Annotated in this window: 12 protein-coding genes; 4 read left to right on the plus strand and 8 right to left on the minus strand. The window is 52.7% G+C overall.

The annotated features are described in order from the left end of the window. Window positions 1-81 precede the first annotated feature (81 nt). Entirely contained in the window at window positions 82-432 is a 351-nt protein-coding gene (locus MHH82_RS29050; RefSeq protein ID WP_015737594.1) for a winged helix-turn-helix transcriptional regulator, read from the plus strand. A gap of 67 nt (window positions 433-499) precedes the next feature. On the opposite strand, the gene MHH82_RS29055 is transcribed toward MHH82_RS29050, so the two are convergent. The 7 genes from MHH82_RS29055 to MHH82_RS29085 form a co-directional block, all read right to left on the minus strand. Continuing rightward, entirely contained in the window at window positions 500-3,478 is a 2,979-nt protein-coding gene (locus MHH82_RS29055) for a GAP1-N2 domain-containing protein (protein ID WP_340969054.1), read from the minus strand. Then, window positions 3,478-4,737, minus strand: coding sequence for a hypothetical protein (locus MHH82_RS29060; RefSeq protein ID WP_009589557.1), 1,260 nt, complete (start codon window positions 4,735-4,737; stop codon window positions 3,478-3,480). Before MHH82_RS29060 ends, MHH82_RS29055 begins: the two co-directional genes overlap by 1 nt. A gap of 84 nt (window positions 4,738-4,821) precedes the next feature. Next, window positions 4,822-5,463 carry a beta-mannanase gene (locus MHH82_RS29065; protein ID WP_213580918.1) on the minus strand — a complete coding sequence of 214 codons (642 nt, stop codon included), beginning with the start codon at window positions 5,461-5,463 and terminating at the stop codon, window positions 4,822-4,824. Between the two features lie 17 nt (window positions 5,464-5,480). After that, entirely contained in the window at window positions 5,481-6,746 is a 1,266-nt protein-coding gene (locus MHH82_RS29070; protein ID WP_340969058.1) for a vWA domain-containing protein, read from the minus strand. Window positions 6,747-6,783: 37 nt separating this feature from the next. Further along, window positions 6,784-9,168: a transcription initiation factor TFIID gene (locus MHH82_RS29075; RefSeq protein WP_340969060.1), complete on the minus strand. Its 2,385-nt coding sequence runs from the start codon at window positions 9,166-9,168 to the stop codon at window positions 6,784-6,786. Between the two features lie 3 nt (window positions 9,169-9,171). After that, complete coding sequence (locus MHH82_RS29080; RefSeq protein ID WP_340969063.1) at window positions 9,172-12,561, minus strand: tubulin-like doman-containing protein; 3,390 nt, start codon at window positions 12,559-12,561, stop codon at window positions 9,172-9,174. 324 nt (window positions 12,562-12,885) lie between these two features. Further along, complete coding sequence (locus tag MHH82_RS29085) at window positions 12,886-14,673, minus strand: vWA domain-containing protein (RefSeq protein WP_340969066.1); 1,788 nt, start codon at window positions 14,671-14,673, stop codon at window positions 12,886-12,888. 311 nt (window positions 14,674-14,984) lie between these two features. Here MHH82_RS29085 and MHH82_RS29090 point away from each other — a divergent pair, with 311 nt between their 5' ends. The 3 genes from MHH82_RS29090 to MHH82_RS29100 are packed head-to-tail and all read left to right on the plus strand — an operon-like array spanning window position 14,985 to window position 17,997. After that, entirely contained in the window at window positions 14,985-15,137 is a 153-nt protein-coding gene (locus MHH82_RS29090; RefSeq protein WP_009589533.1) for a hypothetical protein, read from the plus strand. Next, on the plus strand, window positions 15,130-16,065 hold the full coding sequence (locus MHH82_RS29095) for a hypothetical protein (RefSeq protein ID WP_145041084.1): 936 nt from the start codon (window positions 15,130-15,132) through the stop codon (window positions 16,063-16,065). Before MHH82_RS29090 ends, MHH82_RS29095 begins: the two co-directional genes overlap by 8 nt. A 15-nt stretch (window positions 16,066-16,080) precedes the next feature. Then, window positions 16,081-17,997 (plus strand): hypothetical protein, encoded by a 1,917-nt coding sequence (locus tag MHH82_RS29100; RefSeq protein WP_340969067.1) that lies wholly within the window; start codon window positions 16,081-16,083, stop codon window positions 17,995-17,997. 169 nt (window positions 17,998-18,166) lie between these two features. Here MHH82_RS29100 and glmS read toward each other — a convergent pair whose 3' ends face one another. Further along, on the minus strand, window positions 18,167-19,999 hold the full coding sequence (gene glmS, locus MHH82_RS29105; RefSeq protein ID WP_009589530.1) for a glutamine--fructose-6-phosphate transaminase (isomerizing): 1,833 nt from the start codon (window positions 19,997-19,999) through the stop codon (window positions 18,167-18,169). Window positions 20,000-20,292 lie beyond the last annotated feature (293 nt).

Below are 20,292 nucleotides of genomic sequence, written 5' to 3' on the forward strand. Positions count from 1 at the left end.
AATGGACCGTACAGTGGCAGAAAATAACGCACAATAAAGTGGGTTAGCCACCTTTATGTGCCTATTCAGGAGGAATACATAATGAACAGCCTCAACACGGGAATCAATATTTTTATGAACACGGTAGGAGGAAAGTGGAAATGCTTAATTCTCTTCTTTCTGAGTCAAAAGCCAAGGAGAACTAAGGAGTTCTACCTGCTCATGCCGACCATTACGCAGAAAGTCTTAACCGAGCAATTAAAGCAGCTGGAAAAAGATGAGCTTGTCCGAAGAGAAGTATTTAAAGAAGTACCGCCTAAGGTAGAATACAGTTTAACTGAGCTGGGCCAATCCTTCGTGCCTGTACTACATACCATGTGTGAATGGGGCAACACCTACGCAACCTTACAAAACCTCGAAAGAGAAGAACAAATCTGTCGCCAGCATGAATAAGTGGTCGTGCATACATAGTGGCGCGAAAAAAAACGAGCAGACAATCATTCGTCTGCTCGTTCTATGTTCAAACTCCTTCATCCGTCTCATTCTCGGGAGTCTGCTCTTGCTCCTCCGAAAGCGCGCTTTCGGAGGACAGCTCATACGAGACGCCATCCACTACGACCTTCTCGACTAGGGATACGTCAAGCGCCTGATCCAGCTTCACGGTGACCTGACTCGTACCAGCCGGGTTTGCCGGAACGGTGCCAAGGTCATCCGAGGTCTCCACATCCTCACCTTCAACAGGATCAGACGTGTTTTCCCCTTCTGTTGTCCCGCTATTCGGATCCGCTTGGTTCCCGGATGAATCCGTCTCGGATCCTGACGGATCAGCAGCATCGGCTTCCCCTGTGGCTTCATCCGCGCACACCCGCGATAATTCAGGACTGGCCGCTTCAAGCAGCGTGCTTCCATCCTTGCCTATAATCTGTAATTTGTCCACACTGAAATCCCGGCAAGCCGCCGGCTGTTTAAAATGGAAATTCAGCTCGGTGCTTCCCGCCTGCTCACCTTCCTCCACCACCGTCGCCGTTAATAAAGGCTGCTCATCTATGGTCTCGGAAGAAGCCGGCGGTACCGTAACCGGCGGCGTAACGGCCGGATTCGGATTGGCATCGCCGTCCGCGGGACCTTTGCCGTTTTGGATCATCATGAAGGCAGCGCCAGCAACAACGATTACCACAAGCAAGGAAGAAGTGATTTTTACGAACCGCGAATGCCGGCGAAACCATTGCACCAACGGCGAAGCCAACTCGGCCTTAACCTGCGCATACACCGGTTTGAGGATGGGTGCAGGCGAACTGAAATAAGTTTTTACGTAATCCTTATTTTTAAAGGCTTCGCGGTCGTGGATTTTGAAATAATCGATGATGGCGGCGGCATAAGCGGGAACAAGTCCGCGCGGTCTAACGAATACCGGCTGCTCGGCAGACCACTGAATATATTGGTATACCACGTCCGGGCTCTTGCCGTATCTGTGCAAGTAATCCAGCAAGCTCCGATAGTCTACCGCACTGGAATTGATATCCGTGCAGAAAGCCAAGGTTATGCTCTCGAAATTGGACGGCTCCACATGATGCTGCAGCCACTTCCGCATGATATGCTGGGTGCGCTCCCGTTCCTCTGCCGAGAGTTCCGCCAGCACTTCCGCTCTAACCTCTTCATGGCCGGACCACTGGTGAAGGGCCAGCATGACCGCGGCTTTGGACCGAATCCGGGAATCAAACCGCTCTACCCAGCCTTTGAACTCCTTCGGCATTTGCAGGAACCCGATATCCATCAGCTGCTTCTGGCTTAATTGCTCAGGCTCCAGCTCACGCAAGAGAAAGAGATTGGCTGCATAGATCATCCGGTCCGCAAAGGCACGCCCGCCTTGATAACGGCCGATTCCCTTTTGCGGATCGCGTTCCAGCGCATCCAATTGATCCAGTACGGCATTGACCGTTCTCACAGGGTCGGAATCCTGCTGAAGCTTATCGATAAGCTGGGCTTCCGCAAGCCGTACATAATTCTCCTGCTCCAGCAGGAGAGGGTGATTCCGAACCCACAAGCCGATCAAATCCACGAGGTCTGCAGGCGTTGCCGCTTGCTTCATGCGCGTTTTCATGTAGGGATCGAACATCAGCGCCGGCAGCCCCGGACTGGTCAGCACCCTCGCATAAAAGGCTCGGCTTAAAGACGGGCTGCTCTCCAACAGCTCGTAAATCGCCATAGTCGTATCCTGACGCTGCTTCGATAAGGCATTATTTAAGGAGCGGATAAAATATTCCACGATCCAATCGTTATGCTGCCGGGGATTGATGCCATGATAATCCTTCAGGAATCTCGCGATCGCGGCATCCGGAACATGCCCGCCTTTGACGAGCTCGAACTCCTTGGCAAACAGGGCAAGAAACAGCTGATCCAGACGTTGCTTCGCATCCAGTGCGCCTGCCGGCTGCAGATAGAGCAGCGAAGCACGCAGCACGGCATGTTTATGCTCATGGTACAGGCCTTCATGGCCTTCTTCGATCTGGAACAGCATACATAAATCATCATAGCTGTCCAGCGAGATCTGATGTATCGGCTCCATGTCCGCAAGCATTTGCTCGGCGAAGGCAAAAAAACGTTCGGACCGATCCGGGTCCAGCAGCGTATCCCAAGCAAAATCAAGATAAGGCTGCTCGGACCATTTCAGATCGGCATTGATGACCCGGCCGGCAGCGAGTTCAAACAAGTAATCCTTCTCGATGCTCCGGTCATTCAGGCGCAGGCTGCCCTTCTCCACGAACATGAGATGAAGCCCCTTCTTGCTCTGCGGCTCCTTGGCATAAGTTACGAATCCAAGCACCCGGCGCAGCGCATAGGGCAATCGGCCAAACAGCACAAAGAGCAGCTGCTCCGCCTTCGCGGACAACTGTTCCACCGGGACATCCAGAACGATGTATACCTTTTTCTTCCCGGCAGCCGCGGATATGCAGGCATAGATCAGCTGCTTGAATACTTTCTCGTTGATTCCAAGCTCCTGCAGCAAGGCTGGCGTCCTCTCGGACGAGACAGCGGTAGGGGAATCGGCCTGGACCGGAATCGCAGGAAGCTGCGGCAGATCGACGCCCTCTTCGATATCGTAATGATCGGCAAAAGCGGCCTGAAGCCATGTCCGGTAAGCGTTATGATCATCTCGATGGAAGCCTTCCGGAATGACGTAATGATGCGTAAAAAAGGCGCTGCGCAGCCCCGTGAAATCCGCAGGCTGAAACACGCTTCGGCCCAGCACCGTTTCCCCTGATTCGGTATGGAACAGATGAAGGGCAGCCGGATAAGACGCAGCGTCCCGTTCACTGCGCGCCGTCAGCTCGGCAGGTGCTTCGTATTGGCAAAAGGGATGCAGCACCTTTTTGATAAAGGAAGCCTCCAATCCGGACGAACGGGCCACCGTGTCAAAACCTTCGGCCGAGCGGAATATACCTCGCCGCTCACGCGTGTACATCTGCTGCTGTATGTTTCGGATTGGGAATTCCGGCACTAGTCTTCCCTCCCCTGAATGTACTTCAGCTTGTACAGAAGCCAGATGAACGGTTCATCCACCCGAATCGGGCTGACAACGCTCTGCAGCTTCTGATCGACAGGGTTGCTGCCCAGCGCCGACACGGCAAAATAGGCGGTATTCGAAAAGTACACATCCATCGTCCCTTTGAACGGACGGTCGACCTTTTCGATAAAACGGCGGATTTCGCCGTCAATATTTTCAAACTCGGTCAAATTCAAAAACTTGCGGTGCACCACATTGTTAAAAATATTGCTGTTCAGCTTCACATATTCGCCATCCTCATCCTTAAGCGCGTGAAGCATGTCGCTCTTGGTCAAGACGACGGCGGTTGGAATATCCGTCTTGCCTTTGTCCTCATAAGCGATGAAATCGCCGAACATGGTCAGCACGACATCCCGCGGCTCATCATACTGGGATACCCACTCCCCAGGCTGATCGCCGAATTTCAAACGGATTTTTTCCCGAATGGAGCGGATTTGGAGCGGATCCACCATAAACAGAATGCCCGCGGAATTCTTGATATGCTGTCCGTGCAGCCCCAAATAATCCTCATCCACCATGCCCTCGCCAGCCACGTCAAAAAATACGAGCGTCAACGGCGGCTTCGACTCATCCTTGAACACGAATTGGAAAATAAAAGGCTCCTGCATTTTCTCCTTCTGCGTAGACGCCAGCAAATCCCCGCGTTCAAACAACGGCTCCTCATAGCCGGTGCGGAACTTGCGGCTGATCTCGGCATTCAGCGGCATGCAGGCCGCATCGAAATGATCTGCCGTCGTATGCTGCAGCGTATGAATCAGCGAAGTCATATAAACCGATTTGCCCACTTGCGAAGCACCGATAATCGAGATAATGTTGCTTGGCACCTTCCCAGCGGTAACCGGCAGCTCATTGTGGCATTTCGGGCACAGCCGTCTGCGCGTGACGATGCCGTAACGGTCATTCAATCCAACCAGGACGTGCTCCGAATAAATGTGCTGCTCCTCCGGGATGTCGCTCGGACGGATGATCGCTTCGATATCATACACCGAATCCAGCCCGAAGCGTTCACGGTATCGATTCAGCTCCTCATCTTCCCCAAGCGCATAATCCTCGTCATCCTCGCGGTCGTGGGCAGCCCGGAAGACAACCTCCTTCGGAGCGAACTTACTGAAACAGTAAGGGCAGACAATATCATAGAACAGCGGCCTTGGCTCCGGCTCCGGTTTTTTCTTGAATATATCAAAAATGCCCATCTTTCGTACCTCCCTCTGAACCCTATGAAAAAATACACACGAATGCGCTCATCGTGGTTTACCGTGTGTTCTTTTTGTCTCTATTTATCTGTACACCAGCTCATATCGTTGTCCGTATTTCTTGCCGTCCGTAAAAAACAGGCGAACGTAATCGTTTTTGCCCACCTCGATCGCAGGCAGTTCGTTGCGGCCGGCAGCAAAATCCGTCACGAACGGGTACAAGATGCCGTCTTCCTTGTTGACCGGATAAGCGCCCTGCTTCTTCACGTAACATAAAGCTTCCTTCGGTACCGGCACCTCTGCCGTCACCTGGATTTCGATCGTCTTATAGGGCTGCAGCCAGCGGCTTTTTTCGCGAATGGAGTAGACCAGTTTCGCTTTGCCGGTACTGAACCGAATGCGGTTCGATTCATCCTCCTGCCTGATTAACGCCATCTCTCCGTCTTCGGAAGACAAGGCGTAGACCGTGTACGTGATCTGACCGATCCCTTCAAGACGGTCGCGATACCCGTTGTTCGCCTTATACTCGTCACGGGTGTATAAACGCATCCCGCCTGGCTGCGAATCGCCTGCAGGCTGGCCGAATCCGTCGTCCATCGCACGGTGGATGTATACCGCTTGAAGACCCGGCGGCCAGCTCCAGCGGAGCGTGCAGTAACCATCGTCTAGTTGATAGCTTAATCCCTGAATGACCCATTCTCCGGGCTCCGCATGTTTAAACCGCATCTCGAACGCCCCCTGCTTTAAAATCCTCGGCTGGTTGAATCATTCGGCCGCTGCCCTTTTCCCGTTCGGCCCGGCCGCTGCACGTTGCGGATGATCTTGCTGCTCTCCTTAACCGGAATCACCAACGTGAACAAAGCGATGATCCCCGCGAGCAAAAGGCAGGCAATCAGACGAACGGAGGCATCCCCGATTTCCGCGCCGGAGAGGCCGTATTCCAGAACCACGCCTGCCAGTACGCCCGATACCGCGCCGCCGATGCTGAAGCTCAGCGCAAGATGGCGATTGTCAAACACCGTGCCGAGGGCCAGGCCCATGGCAGCGCCGATGAGCAGCATCGCAGCGATTCTTCCGATCTGATGATACACGCTGTCTTCCATAGCGCCCGTACGTTTCGTCAACAGCGAACGGTCTCCAACGTCGTCATAGATTTTCTGGAAAACGAAAGACAAATCCTCCGCATGCTGAACGTCGTAATATTGTCCGCCCGTTTCCGCCGCAATCGTCTGAAGAAGCTGTGCACCGTCCGGGTTGACAAGGCTGAGGCCAATCGTATTTACCGCGATTTGCTGCTGTTTGTACTCCGCAAGCACACGATCATGGTCGGTTTCGCTAAATCCGTCCGACAGCATGATGACCATGGCGCTTCGGCCGGCATCCCGGCTTTCCTGAATATGCGACATGGTATCCTCCAACGCAAGACTGATGTCCGTACCGCCATCGTTCGTTGCCAAACCGTCGATTTCCGCGATGATCTCATCCTTGGTTTCTTGGTTCTTCACGCGCGTGAACGGCTGCAGTAACGTTGTTGCATGATCAAACACCATCACGGATACGCGGTTATCCCGATCCATGCGGTTGATCAGATTTTTGGCTGCCGTGTACCGGTCCTGATTCGGGTCCGTCTCATTCATGCTGCCCGAATTGTCAATGACCAGCACGATATCCTTCACGGGCTTGGCGCTGCCCGGGTTCAACTGGTACGCCCATTCAAACAGCATGCCAAGGAGGAACAGGGCCACCAACGTGGATGGAATCAGCAGCTTCCATGATGTGCCCGTGTACCGCTGTCTCCATGAGCTTCCGCTCAAACGGGGGGAGATCAGTTCTGCGATTAAACAGGCCAAGCCGATGCATAAGGCCAGAATCCCGAAATAAATCCCCGTAACCACGATGACAGGAAGCCCTGTCCCCCACTGGCGAAGCAAAAACTCCCCAATCGCAAATCCGAGTCCCCCACCGACCAGGCTAAGCAGCAGCAGGAGAGGGTTTAATTTTCGTTGCACAATACACGCCTACTCTCTGTATCAGAATCTAAGAACGCTAACGCAGCTCGGGAAGCTGCGCCGGTTCCATGCCATGAAATTCATAACCATTTGCCGTGTAGGTCTCGTAGTAGGTTCTGCCATTCCGGTAATACATCAGATCCTCCAGATGGAAACCTCCCATCAGGTTCAGCTTCTCGACCCCGCTGGAGCGCTTCTCGTGCACGATGCCCAGCTTGTACACCCGTAAAGCTTCATCGGCATGGATCGCATAGCGGACGAATTCGCTGTCGGCATCGCCGAAGAAATATTTTTCCTCATATCGATGCTCCTGCGTATAATCAAGCAGCCTGACCAGCGTAACGGAGTTCTCCTCCAGCATCCGGTATAACACCTTAAACAGGTCTTCCTTGGCCAGCACCTGCTTGTTATTGTAGTCGATGGTGACGTTCGCCCGCCGCAGCAGTTCTTCCTCGAAGGTCTGCACGAACGGCTCTGCCGTCAATAGATCCCTCAGACAGACCCGGATCATGTTCGACAGGATCGGTTCGATCCCTTCATGCGTAACGATGGAGAGATTGCCGACATACCGTTCCTCGAAGTACACGCCTTCGCCGCGCTTGCTCTCCAGCTCCAGCATCAGCTCCTCCGTCACGAGGCCGTAATACTCCATCAGGTTCTGGCCGATATAATCGTCTGCGGCACGGATGCTGGAACGGGCCGCTTCCAGCAGCTCCGCCTCCAGCTGATCCAGCATGCCTGCCTGCTGTTTGTACTGACGGTGAATACGTTCAAGCTCCGTCTCATACAGCCTGTAGAGCTCAAGCTCCGTCTCCAGCTGCAGCAGCTCATATTTGCGCCGATAGACCTCGCCCACGAAATATCGAATGAAATGGCGCACATTCTGTTTATCCCGAAAAGGAAGCTTCTTAAACGGCTGGCTTTCGACGCTTTCCTCATAATAGCGGTTTAGTTCGTCCTGCTCGGTCTTAAGCAAGCTGCCGAGATCCCGGATCCGGGATCGAACCGCTTCAAGCACAATGCCCGCTCCGGCCTTATCGCTCGTCCACGCTGCAATTTGATAACAACCGATTTGCGGGTGAGTCGCCAAAGAGCGGCGCAGCGTATCATGCAGTTCTTCTGCGGTGCTCATATCGCTCAGTCTCTTTCGGGCCGCCAGCTCGTAATTGTCGCGAAAAAACTGCCGGCAGCCATCTCCGAAGAGCGCCTCTTCCGCCTCGCGAATATTCATTCGCTTCAGCCCGGCATAACTGACGGGATGCGACATCATGCCTTTCAGTCCGTCCAGATGCTCGGGGGCCGGCAGCATCCGGTCCGCTCTTGCCGTTACGGCCTCCGAGTCGAGACCGAAATAGGCCAGGCATTCATGAACCTCCGGCTCCGGCCTGTTCTTCATGCGAAGCAGCAGTCCGCGGCACAGATGGTAGAGGACCGTTAGCGCAATCGGCTCATTGGGCCTCTTCACCCGGGCAAAGCCGGCGGAGACAAAGCCTTGGCGGCCGGATTCGGTCATGATATTGCTTTTGAATGACGTATTGTTGTAAATGCCTCGGATTCCGTCATAGGTCTCATCCTTCTGCTTCCGGTTCTTGAGCAGGCCCAGGTGGCAGATGATATCGTAGATATCCTGCATGCCGGCGTAACCCGAGATGCCGCGTTCATTCTTGTCGGACAGCACATAGACGAGATCAAACAATGGGGATGCCGGGTGGACGACCGGAATCGTCAGCCCGTCCTCCGTTACCTGCAGCGGCGCGGAAAAGCTGTATTCCCTGCTCTGCATCAGCTCCAGTTCCCGCAGAAACGCAACGCCTACGGAGCTCGCATAACCGTATGATTCAATCTGCTCCCTTTCATTAATGAGCGCATACAAATCCATTTGTACCGACTTGAACGACTGCTGGAATATGGATTCGGCCAGCAATGAAATTTCCGGGATAAATACATTAAACGGGTCATCGACCCGTGTAATGACAGACAGATGAACCCGGTCAAACGAAGCATAGCTGCGTCCAAAATCTGAAATATGGTGGCTTAACTTCCGAATCGCTTGATTCAACCCGGACAGATGAGGCGGGTTCCGATAGAAGCTCTGGTACAGCTCCTTCCGCATCGATTTGGATGGAGTGTCCGACACCGGCAGCTGCAGGTGGTATCGGTGAAGCCGACCGGAGAGTCCGGAGCTTTGGGGCTCTCGTCCTTCGCTCCGGTCCGTGCCTACATGAAAATAAACGACGCTGGCGCTGTTATCCCATTTGCGATCCTGTATTTCCATGATCGGTTCGATGGCGGACGCTGTCTTGTCACCTATGAACAAGTATACCTCCGGGTAGTGGATGCTGCTCTGATCATCCTCCATCAAGGTAAGCTGCTCTTCCGACTTGGCATAGCCGGCAGCATACTGGCGAAGAATCTCCCTCATCGTCTATTTCAACCTTCTTCGGATGTCATTTAATTTCGAAGATACCTGTCTGTAGAACTGGTATCTCTCTTCGCCGTCCGCAAGCTCCACCTTCTCGTATTCAAGCCGGTCGCGCGTTTCCAGGAACCGTTCGGCCAATTCTTCCAGCTTCGTGAGCAGCGGCGTAATATCCTCGGAAGCGGTCAGCTCCTGATCGCGGCGGGAGGATTTGCGAAGCAGCGTGCTGCGGCTTTTCTCGTCCAGCTGACGGAAGTGCTTGTAGACTTCATACTCCACGTCGTTCACGCTTTTCAGCAGGTTGGCAAACGGCTCCCAGGAATCTTCCTCCGGATCGCGATCATAAACGAAGAGCGCACCCTTCTTGGTGATCGTCCCGGTGTACAACGCCTCGATGAATTGATCAAGCCATTTCTCTTCATTCTGATTGTCGCTGATCAAGAGCTCGAATTCCGTGATTTTGGCCGCGATGGCAGCATATTTCTTCAGCTCTTCCCGCACGATGCGGATCATTTCCGGCGAACGGATCAAATTCTCCTTGGCCATTTCCTCGTTGATGCTGTTGAAAATATCCTTTGAGCCTGCCCGCTCCAGCCCCTCGTTCATCAATCGCTTCAGCTCGGTCCATGCCCGCTTGACCTCGCCAAGGTTAGGCTTGGGACTATCGAGCTGCAGATCATAAGCGCGAAGCAGCTCATTCAGGTCAAACGGCTTCGTAAACACGACCGCATAGCGGCTGCTCGTATTCTGGTCAACGTCCTTCTGGATGACGACCTTATACTCAAGCGCTTGGCTGAATTCGGACCGAACCCGGGCATTGTACTCCTGAACCCGCGGGTTGACATAGGTATCCCCCCAGGATTTTTCGGGAATCGGCGACGGCAGGTACGTCCAATTGTTACGGTCCGTCTGCACCAAATGGCGTCCAACGCCTTCCTTGTCCATGATCGTGCGTTCGTAGCTTTCCTCATAAACCTTCAGCGGCGTGTAGACGAACAGCGGCACGCCGTTCTTCGTGTTCAGCCAGAAGATCCGGTTCTTCACTTCGCTTTCCTTCACGGTGAAATGGGATTTCCCGACCGAATTGTTCTGATAATTGCGAATCCCCTTCAGAATGCTCGGTGCCTGTACCGGCACGGACACGAAGCCCCAGGAAGGGAAGTACAGATTGCCTGCGCTGTTGCTCAGATGGAAGACCGGCACGGCTTCGTCATCCAGCTTGCTGGCGATACTGCGCTCAACGAATTTTTCGATGGAATCCTCCTGACCGAATTTCATGACCAGGAAATCCTCCATCGAACGGGTGATCAGATCGCCGAATTTATCGGTAAGAAACTCCGAAATGGAACGGACGACATCGATCTCCTGCTCCCGGGTCCAACGATTGGCATGACTCAGCAGCTCTTGGGCGAAATCGCGGATGAGATCGTCCACATCCTTCTGATCCATGATTTTGTTGATGACGTCGGAAATGTCGGGCACGCTCACCAGGTTCCAGTAATACGTCTTGTTCCCTTTATGATCCTGCTGTTCTTCCCCGTTCACGAGAATGTCGCCGTTCTTGGCGAAAATCGAATTCAGCGCATTCAGAATCTCCGTATATACGCTATAAATCCGGTTGTTCTCCTGGTTCAGCAGATCGTATAAATCCTCGTAAAATTCAATCATCTGCTCGGTGCGTTCCACATCGGCTTCCAGCCAATATTCGTTGATTTTGGCTTCGATATAGATGTTTTTCTTCTTGTCCTTCGAGACAAAAGCACTCTTTGCATCGCCCAGACGATCGATCGCCTGTTCTCTGGCCGACTCGATGTCCCGCGGTATGCGGGTCAGATTCTCCCGCAGCGCTTCGATGTAGGACAGCAGCATCTTCAGCAGGCTAAAGCCCTTCTCCGTATAGATCAACCGCGATACGTAAAACGGTCCTTGCTGCGGATGCAGGAACATCCGGCGGATTTGATCGCTGAACTGAGCCACGATCTCGCCCGGCAGCTGTTTCTTCGCTTTGATGTATTCCTCGCGGGCTCTGGCCAGAAAATTCTGTTCCAGCTCCGTGTCCATATTAATGACCTGGTTTTTCACCACGTTCGCGTAGCTGAGCCGCTCGCTGTTCTGGTATCCGGGCAGCGGCTCCGGTACGCGGGATTCGAAGTTCTTGGTCATTGAGTCCAGATCGATGCCCAGCTTGCTCGCAAATTTCTCGACGTCCTCCTGGCTCGGCGCTTTCTCGAACATGGTTTGCATTTTGCCGAAGACGCGGTATGCCAGATAAGTCGTCATCTCTTCGATCGGCAGCACGGCCGAAGATGCGCCGATGATGTTGTAGTCGTAATTGGCAGGATACGCCTTGTTCATCTGCGCAATATTGGTGCGGATGTTGCTGATATAGTCATGGATCGCAAATTCTTCGCCGGACTGTTTTTCCTCGCTGGCCATGAAGTTCGTGATGTTCTCCGCGGTAACGTTCATGCAGTAATCGTAGGCATTCTCCAGCAGCTTGCCTTCCGTATTCGTAGCGGATATCAGATGACATAGATTAAACGGAGGCAGCGGAGAATTCACGTTCAGAATGTTGCCGTACTGCTGCTTGAACCGTTCGCCTCTGGCATCCACGTTCATCCAGTAGTCCAGCTCTTTGAGCGCGGCATAACCGTTCTTCTTGATGTACTCGCGCGTGTGCTCGCTCAAGCTTTTGTTCGCCAGATTGATATCCGGCGTAAACAGATAGCCGAGCGTGTTCACGCGGTCGATGCCGGCAGAGCCGTGATCGCGTTCGATAATGCCGCGGACGATATAGGCGATGTCCAAGAAGCAGCCGCTGCCCGTACCGCCGGAGAGCCCCGTCAGCAGGAAGACCATCAGCTTTTTGTTCGTGCCGACCGACAGTGTTTTGATCTTCTTGTCGATCGCCTGCACCACTTGGGTAATCTTCGTGAACAAGAGCAAGCGGCCCGCCTGGCGTACGCCTGCGGCCCCGTTCATGCCGTCGGTAATGCTCAGCTCGGGCGACAGCCAATCCGTAATGTAAGGCTCCAGGATGCTGCGGTTCTGGAGAAGGCCTCCGATCTCGGCATTGGAGAGAAGCACGAATTCATTGATCGGATCCAGTCCGATCCCCTTGTAGCGCTTATTCTTATCCTGTTCGTTGGTCTCAAAAGCCAGAAACTCCACGTTATCCGGCTTGTCCATTCTTTTCTTGGACAACGGATCCTCAGGCAGCTTGAAACGGCGGTTAATCTGATATTTCAAGCGCAGCAGCGCATCGATCCCCGTCCCTCCAAGTCCGATGATGAGGATCGGATTGTCGATGGTATCCACCCGTATTTTCTCGCTGACAATGCCGCCTCCGAGTGAAACGTCAAGCTGTTGTATATGTTCTCTAACTACCGGTTTCATAACTTCCCCTCCTGATAGGTCATGGCATTAAGAGGTTGTTCAAAAAGTCCGCTTTTGATAAGAAAACCCATCGAGGTCAATTCAAGGCTGAGCGACCGCGATTCGGAAGTAGGTTTTCTTGCGACATAGAATTTCATCAACTCCGTTGATAACTTATAAATCCTATATCTAACACGAAGTGAATCAGGAAGCAGCTCGGCATCGAATCTTGAATTCTGCCGGGACTTCCGGTGCTCACGTACCCAAAACGTACGCTCCGCTCCTCACTCCCTAGCTTCATCCAACCTTCTCGGTGCTGAAAATCCGACTTTTTGAACTCGCACTTTAAGCCAAATATTCAAATAATATCGTTTTGTCCGCCTGCTGAAGGGAAACTCTCAGCCGGTCTCCGTTCTTCAGCTCCGTCCCGTTCGTTGCATCCAGAGCCCGTCCGGACTTCTCGATGACGGCTGAAGAAAGGTTCTTAAGTATGATGCGGTCGTTCTTGCCCGGCATGAACAGGATTTTCTCCGTTTCCTTGAGCTCCGGAGCAAGCTGCAGAAGCTGATGCAGATTGAACTTCCCTCTGAAGGAAGTCAGCTTCTTGTATTGCGGGGACGTCTTCTCGCCGGTGTTCTCGTCCCTGATCTCAATCACGATCTGGCCGACAAAGCCCTTGTTCGCTTTCTTGATCGCGCCGAGAATGAAATAAGCTGCCGCTCCAACAATGAGCAGCGATGCGATGCCAATGATTACGGGCCATAATGGAAAAGGTTTCGCATCCTCGCCCGCGGTCATCTCCTTGCCGCCATTGCCGGAGCCGGAGGCTGCCGCCTTCGCGCTAATCTTCACAGGCGGGCTTTCACGGTAGAAGCTCTGCTCCTCCGCACGTACCCTCAGCTCGTAGTCATGCTTCTGCGGAATCTTGTAATCCCCTACAAAGCTGCCTTCTTTGTTCTCTAGTTCGACCTCCGACTCGTCCCCGGTGTCCAGGTCCTTGATCAACAGCTTGGCCGTCATATTGCCGTACTGTTCTTGGTCCTGCAGCTTCTGTCCATTGCTGACGAGGTACGCGTTAATGTCAATCGTATCCCCTGCCTTTACCTTGGAAGATGGCGGAGGATCCATAGCCAGCTCCAGGTCGTAGTTGAACACAAGGTTGATGTCGATTTTGTCCTTCGATACGCCCTTCACCTGCAGCTTCCAGTCGCCCTGCTGCGGCTTCAGCAGCTTGAGCAGCGAATAGGAATTGGACGTGGAGCGCAGCACACTAGCCGAAGGGATGCTCTGCTCAGCACCGGCGGGATCAACCAGCTTCACGTCCACGGGGCTGGAGGACATAATGGAAATGTTCGCTTCCAATACGTTGGCATTCGGCACGCGGACCGTAACCTCCTGATAGCTTCCGTTGCCGGTAATCGACTGTACTGGAACGATCTTGAGCTGCTGGTGGCTGGCAAAAATCTCGCTTAATATTTGCGGAAGGTCATCCGCCGAACTCGTCGTAAAGGATTTGCCCCCCGTTTGGTTGGCCAATTCAGCCAACGTTTCTTTGTTCAGCTTCCCGTCGGCATTGAGTCCGATCGTATAAATCGGAATACCGCTTCCCTTGGCCTCCTTGACGGCCTGGTCCAACTGGTCTGACGCTTCCTTGCTCGTCTTGCCCGTGTTCGGATCTAGATCATTGTTACCGTCGGCCAAAACAACGATCATCGGCGCATGCGCCGGGTCCATCCCCTGCTTCAGCACCTTCACGGCTTCATCGAGGCCGACGGACATATCGGTGTACGGTCCGCGATCCAGCTGATCGATAAATTCCTTCAGCGCGGTTTTGTCCGCCTCCGACTGAATTTCAAGCAAGGCTTTCTCCCGCTGAATCCGGTCGGTATAGGAAACGATGCCGACCTTGTCGCCGGTTGTCGCCAGCATGTCGATGAACATCTTCATCGCTTCGCCGCTAATCCGCTCCGGATCGCTATTTTTCATCGAATTGCTGGCGTCCATCACCAGTACGGCATCGATGTTGGAGCCTTGGGAGGCAGCCGCTGCCTTAGGCAAGGCGCCTCCGCTCCAGGTCATGATCAGCAGCACCGCTGCCATCAGAGAGAGCAGCCATTTATTTTTACGATGCATAGATTTACTCCTTCATCCATTTAGTCGAGCATCGGCGGATGTCTCGGTTCGTTAGTCAGACACTAGTTAACTGTAGGCAAAAAGTCTTAAAATTACATGAAAGGAAGCTTAAAATAATAACCGAAATATCCATTTCCCTAGTGTGTTTATATAGAAAATCCCATGCCAGTCACTAAAATATCCCAGTACTATGTCCATATGATATAATTATACCTGCCAAAGTTCAACATCATCAGTCGTGCCACTCGGACTTAGGACACAAGGCTCACCCGCATTTTCGAACAAATTTCGATACCGAAAGGAACCGACATATGATTACATACGGATGTCTCGGGATTTTGTTTCTTTTTGTCATCATCAAGATCACGGCCTATTCCAAGCGTAAGAAGAACGCCCCGACACCGGAGCAGCTGCAGCAAACTTTGCTTGAAGCGGCCAACTCAAAGAGGGAACAGCATGGATAAGAAAAAGCCGGTACAACTTCGTCCCTATTCTAAAACGAGATATGTCTACCAAAAGTTAAGGGTTTGCAAACATTGCCACAATTTCACGATTCTTTGGGAAGACAGCTGCGCTCACTGTAAACGCCAGACCCTGGTCCCCGTTATGGAACTTGCAGAGAAAATGGCCAAACGGTCCATGCAGAGCGATCGGCTTCTTTTCTACATTATAGGACTCTCCGCCGTGCTTCTCGGTCAGACCTTCTTGCAGATCGCGATCGCCTTTGCCTGCATGTTGGCCCTGCTCGTATGGTTATGGCTGACCCAGCGGCGAATGCTGCATACCGAGACCCTGCACGCGCTGGACAAGCTTATAAGAAGTCATCGAGAACAGATTCTGGAAGGCCTCGATCTGAACAAAGCGACGGCCGCCGCCGCCATCAAGGAAGATGCTCAGCTAGGCTACGAGATCGTCAGGGAAATTGCTTCGTTGGTCCGGAATGACCGGATTCGCCTGCAGCAGATCGTCCTTCTGCAAAGCTTCAGCCTCCGCAAGGATATGGATCTTGAACTCGAGCCCTTGCTTCTGGACGAGTTTGATCCGGACCTGGCCGCCTATATCGGAGAAATCGCCAAAATTAAACGCGAGCTGATCAACAGCAAAGCCATTTCTTACCTGCTCGATCATGAAGCTGACATTTTACGGATGGAGCATGGCAGGCAGATTATGATCGACGCTGTCGGAGCAGCGGTACGGAAGAAAAAATATATCGATACGTTTCCTGATTTCATTAGCCGCTATGCGGATGGATTGCCAAGGTATCGCTTCCTCCGCCTGTATCAGATCGTGCGCCGCAATCCCGGCTTGTCGTGGAACGGCCTGCGGGATCGGGTATCGGCGATTTATAATGAACACTACCGCTCGGACCCTGACTTTCAAAAATGGGATTAGAGGGGCTATACCGTTATGACGATGAAAAACACGCTAACCCTGCGAAATTTGTATCTTTTTTTATGTATCGTCCTTCTGCTGCTGATCGGGTATAAGGGAATTCACATCTATCAAAAAATCGAGGCGATGACGCAAGCCGAGTCGTTGTATGCCCAGAAAAAGCTCGTTCAGGCAGAAGAGTGGTATCAGAAGGCCCGGAATAACCGTTCCCTTCTATATAAAGAAGATCTGCTTGCTTCAAGGCTGCAAGAGCTTGCGCCCATTACGTCCATGAAGGAAAGTCTCTCCTCTCTTGATCATCGATTAAGCCAGGTCGGGGAGGCCGGAGATTTCTCCGGCTTCATGAACGTATATGCCGAATTGCTTGAGACGGAGAAGAAGTTCTCGGAACAACAGGGCTCCCTCGCCTCGTATTACGACGAAATTGCGGCGTTCTATGGCATACCCGATGATGTGAAACGGACATTCCTGCAATTCATCGATTTGTTTACGCGCAGGGCCGACGAGCTGCTTGAAGAGCAGCAGTACGAGGATAACAGCTTTAAATGGAATCTACTTCGCATTCCGGATTCTTTCTACGGCAGCGAGAAACAGAAGGATGAGAAGCTGCTCCGCCTGTTCCAGCGATACGACGAGATGGTTTTGACCCGCCTGGCAGGGGCCGGGCAGTATGCCGACCTGTTGAATTGGTCGCAATCCATGGGTTCCGAGTATGCCAACCGGTCGATATCGGCTGCCTGGTTGAATCGAAAGGCCGATGAACTTGTGTATGCCATGCTGCAAAGGGATGTGCAGCGGGAACAACCGGCCGTTTTTGCAGCTCACGCCTCAGGCTACAGAAAGTACCTGGAACGGAACGAGCGGAAGAACGCGGAGATCATGGCGTATATTCAGAATGAGATCAACCGCTGGGTCGCAGCGGCCGATGGGATGGTACAAAGCCAGAACTACAAGGAAGCGGTCGCACTCTATGTGGCCTTGTCGGGGTACCAGGATATGAGCGGTAAACGGCAAGCTGCCGAATTAGCCTGGACGATCCACGATCCGATTCGTTTGTTCCACATGGCCGGTCTGAAAGGCAGCTTCAGCTACGTCAGCGGAGGCGGCAATCGTTTCGGAGGATTGGCATATGCCATTGGGGTCGACGAGGGGAGCATCATCTACTTAGCGGTCTTGAATGCCGATGAAACGGTGCAATTATTCCAAAACCACGATTACCCGTCCGATGTCGCGATCCATGAGGTTTCAGTCGAGGAATCGCTTAGCACCGAGAAGAATCCGGTCATCCTTGTGGAGGGCTCTGCGGGGACCGACTTGGTATTCTATTCAGCCTATGAAGCCAGAGATTCTAATCTGACGCCGCTGTTCCAATTTACGGCCGAAGGCTACCAGGTGCTGCCGGACAAATCTTTGCTGGTCACGAATCTGGAAGGAGTCAGTCCGGACGAGATCGCCATCTTTGAGCGTCAAGGAGACCAATACGGATTCACTGGGTATCAGGTTCAATATACCGACATCGATATCGCTAATATCGAGGGTTATCCGAATGAGAAAGTACGCTTCTCTGTCCATATCCCGCAAGGCGGCTATGGCGAAGTCATTGCCGAACGTGATGGATACTATATCGTCTTGAGGGGAGACTTGGATTTCCCTGCGGGGAGCGCGACGCTAATCGGATCGTTCAATGGCGAGTATCAGCAGCGGGAGATCCCGGTAAGCAGCCAACCACCTGCGTCTCCGGACCCTGCCGAGCCGGAGACCGGACATGTTGACGGAGATCATCTGGATGAAACTGAGAATCCAAGCGATCCCGTCACTTCCGAGGAGATCAATCCGGATGATGTTCAACAAGACCTTAGCGGAAGCAGCGAAAGCGCCGCATCCGGTCAGACCACGAAGGTGCCTGTCATTCAGGTGGAATCGATCGAGTAAGTTACTGAATCTTTAATCACTTTAATATCTTGAATCCTTCTTAACATGACAAAAGGCTTCGCCCCTAATCACCAGGGGCGAAGCCTTTTCATTAATAAATTCAAGCGAGATGAATCCTAAATTTCATTAACAGAACAACTAGAGCAGATCTTAATTGCCCGCTCCTGCCTTACTCCACCGTCACGCTCTTCGCCAGGTTGCGCGGCTTATCCACGTCGTTACCACGTGCAAGCGATGCGTAGTAGGCAAGCAGCTGCAGCGGTACGACAGACAAAGCTGCCGTCAAGATCGGCAAGGTCTTCGGAATGGCGAAGGCTTGATCCACGGATTTCAGCAGGCCGGCCACATGCTCTTCATGCGTAATGGCCATCACTTCCGCGCCGCGGGCCTTCACTTCCTTGATATTGCTCACCGTTTTTTCAAGTACGGTTTCTTGGGTTGCCAAGGCAATGACCGGAATTCCCTCTTCAATCAGGGCAAGCGTACCGTGCTTCAGTTCGCCGGCAGCATAAGCCTCGGAGTGAATGTAAGAGATCTCCTTCAGCTTGAGGGAGCCCTCCTGAGCCACGGCGTAGTCTTGGCCGCGGCCGATGAAGAACAGGTTCTCATGCTCAGCAATCTGCTCGGCATATCCCTTGATCGATTCCGCGTTGGTCAGCATGGACTCTACCTGTTCAGGCAGTGCTTCCATCGCTGCAATCACTTCAGCAACGGCATCCTCCGTCATCGTACCGCGCACTTGAGCCAGATACAGACCAAACAGATAGAACGCAATCAACTGCGAGGTGTAAGCCTTCGTGGAAGCTACGGCAATCTCCGGGCCAGCCAGCGTGCCGAGCACATCGTTGGCTTCACGGGCAATCGAGCTGCCTACCACGTTCGTGATGGCCAGGACATGAGCGCCATGGCTTTGCGCTTCACGAAGCGCAGCCAAGGTATCTGCCGTCTCGCCGGATTGGCTTACTACGATGACAAGGGTCTCCGGCGTAACGATCGGCGAGCGGTAACGATACTCGGACGCCACGTCATTTTCGACCGGAATGCGTACCATCTCTTCGATCACGCTGCGTCCCACAAGCCCGGCATGGTAAGCCGTACCGCAGGCGACGATCTGAACATTGCGAATGTTCTTGATCTGTTCCTGTGTAAGCTTCAGCTCCGGCAGAACGACTTTACGTCCGCTCTCATCCACACGGCCCAGCATCGTATCCCGGTATGCTTTTGGCTGCTCGTGGATCTCCTTCAGCATGAAGTGATCGAATCCGCCTTTTTCCGCTGTAACGGCATCCCAGTCGACACGAATCATTTCCCGAGAAATAAAGTTCCCCTCAATGGTCATTAATTCGACAGCATCTGCCGTCAGCAGAGCCATCTCTCCATCGTTGAGAATATAGACGTTACGCGTATATTTCAAAATAGCCGGAATATCAGAACCGATGAAGTTCTCTCCTTCGCCAAGACCGATAATAAGCGGGCTTGCTTGACGCACAGCCACCAATCGATCCGGCTCATACTCGGTCAATACTCCAAGGGCAAATGCGCCTCTCATGTAAGAGATCGCCTTCTGCACGGCCTTAACGATATCTCCGTCATATTCTCGCGCAATGAGATGGGAAATAACTTCCGTATCGGTCTCGGAAGCAAACTGGTGTCCTTGACTGATCAGCTCTTCCTTCAGCTCCAGATAGTTCTCAACGATCCCGTTATGAACAACGGAGAACTTCTGGCTTTCGTCCGTATGCGGATGCGAATTCACGTCCGATGGACGGCCATGGGTTGCCCAGCGGGTATGACCGATACCTGCGGTCCCTACCAGGGGTGCAGACTCCAGTCGCTCCTCCAGATTGGCAAGACGTCCTTGTGCCTTCGCAACGCGCAGGCCTTCATTCGTAAAGACGGCAATCCCTGCTGAATCGTATCCACGATACTCAAGCTTTCTCAATCCCTCGATCAACACCGCTTGCGTTTTCTGATTTCCAATATATCCGACAATACCACACATATTATGATTCCTCCGTTCGATTTCCCAATAATAGTTAGGCGGAAATAGAACACGGCAGCATCTGTGCGGCATCAGGAAAGAAGAATGATCTATTCAATTATCAACGTTCAAGAAACTCAGCAATTCGTTAGGCTGTTTAGTTGAACAGACATGAATGCACTCTTCTTCCACCGCGCTGCCCTGTTCTAGATCGCACATTCATGTTTTGTATATAAGTGATGAATACGCATCTGCGAATACGTTGTAAGAACGGTCGCCCATTCCTTTTCCGTTATCCGCTTACGGTTGATGCA

The organism is Bacillus sp. FSL K6-6540 (assembly GCF_038007545.1).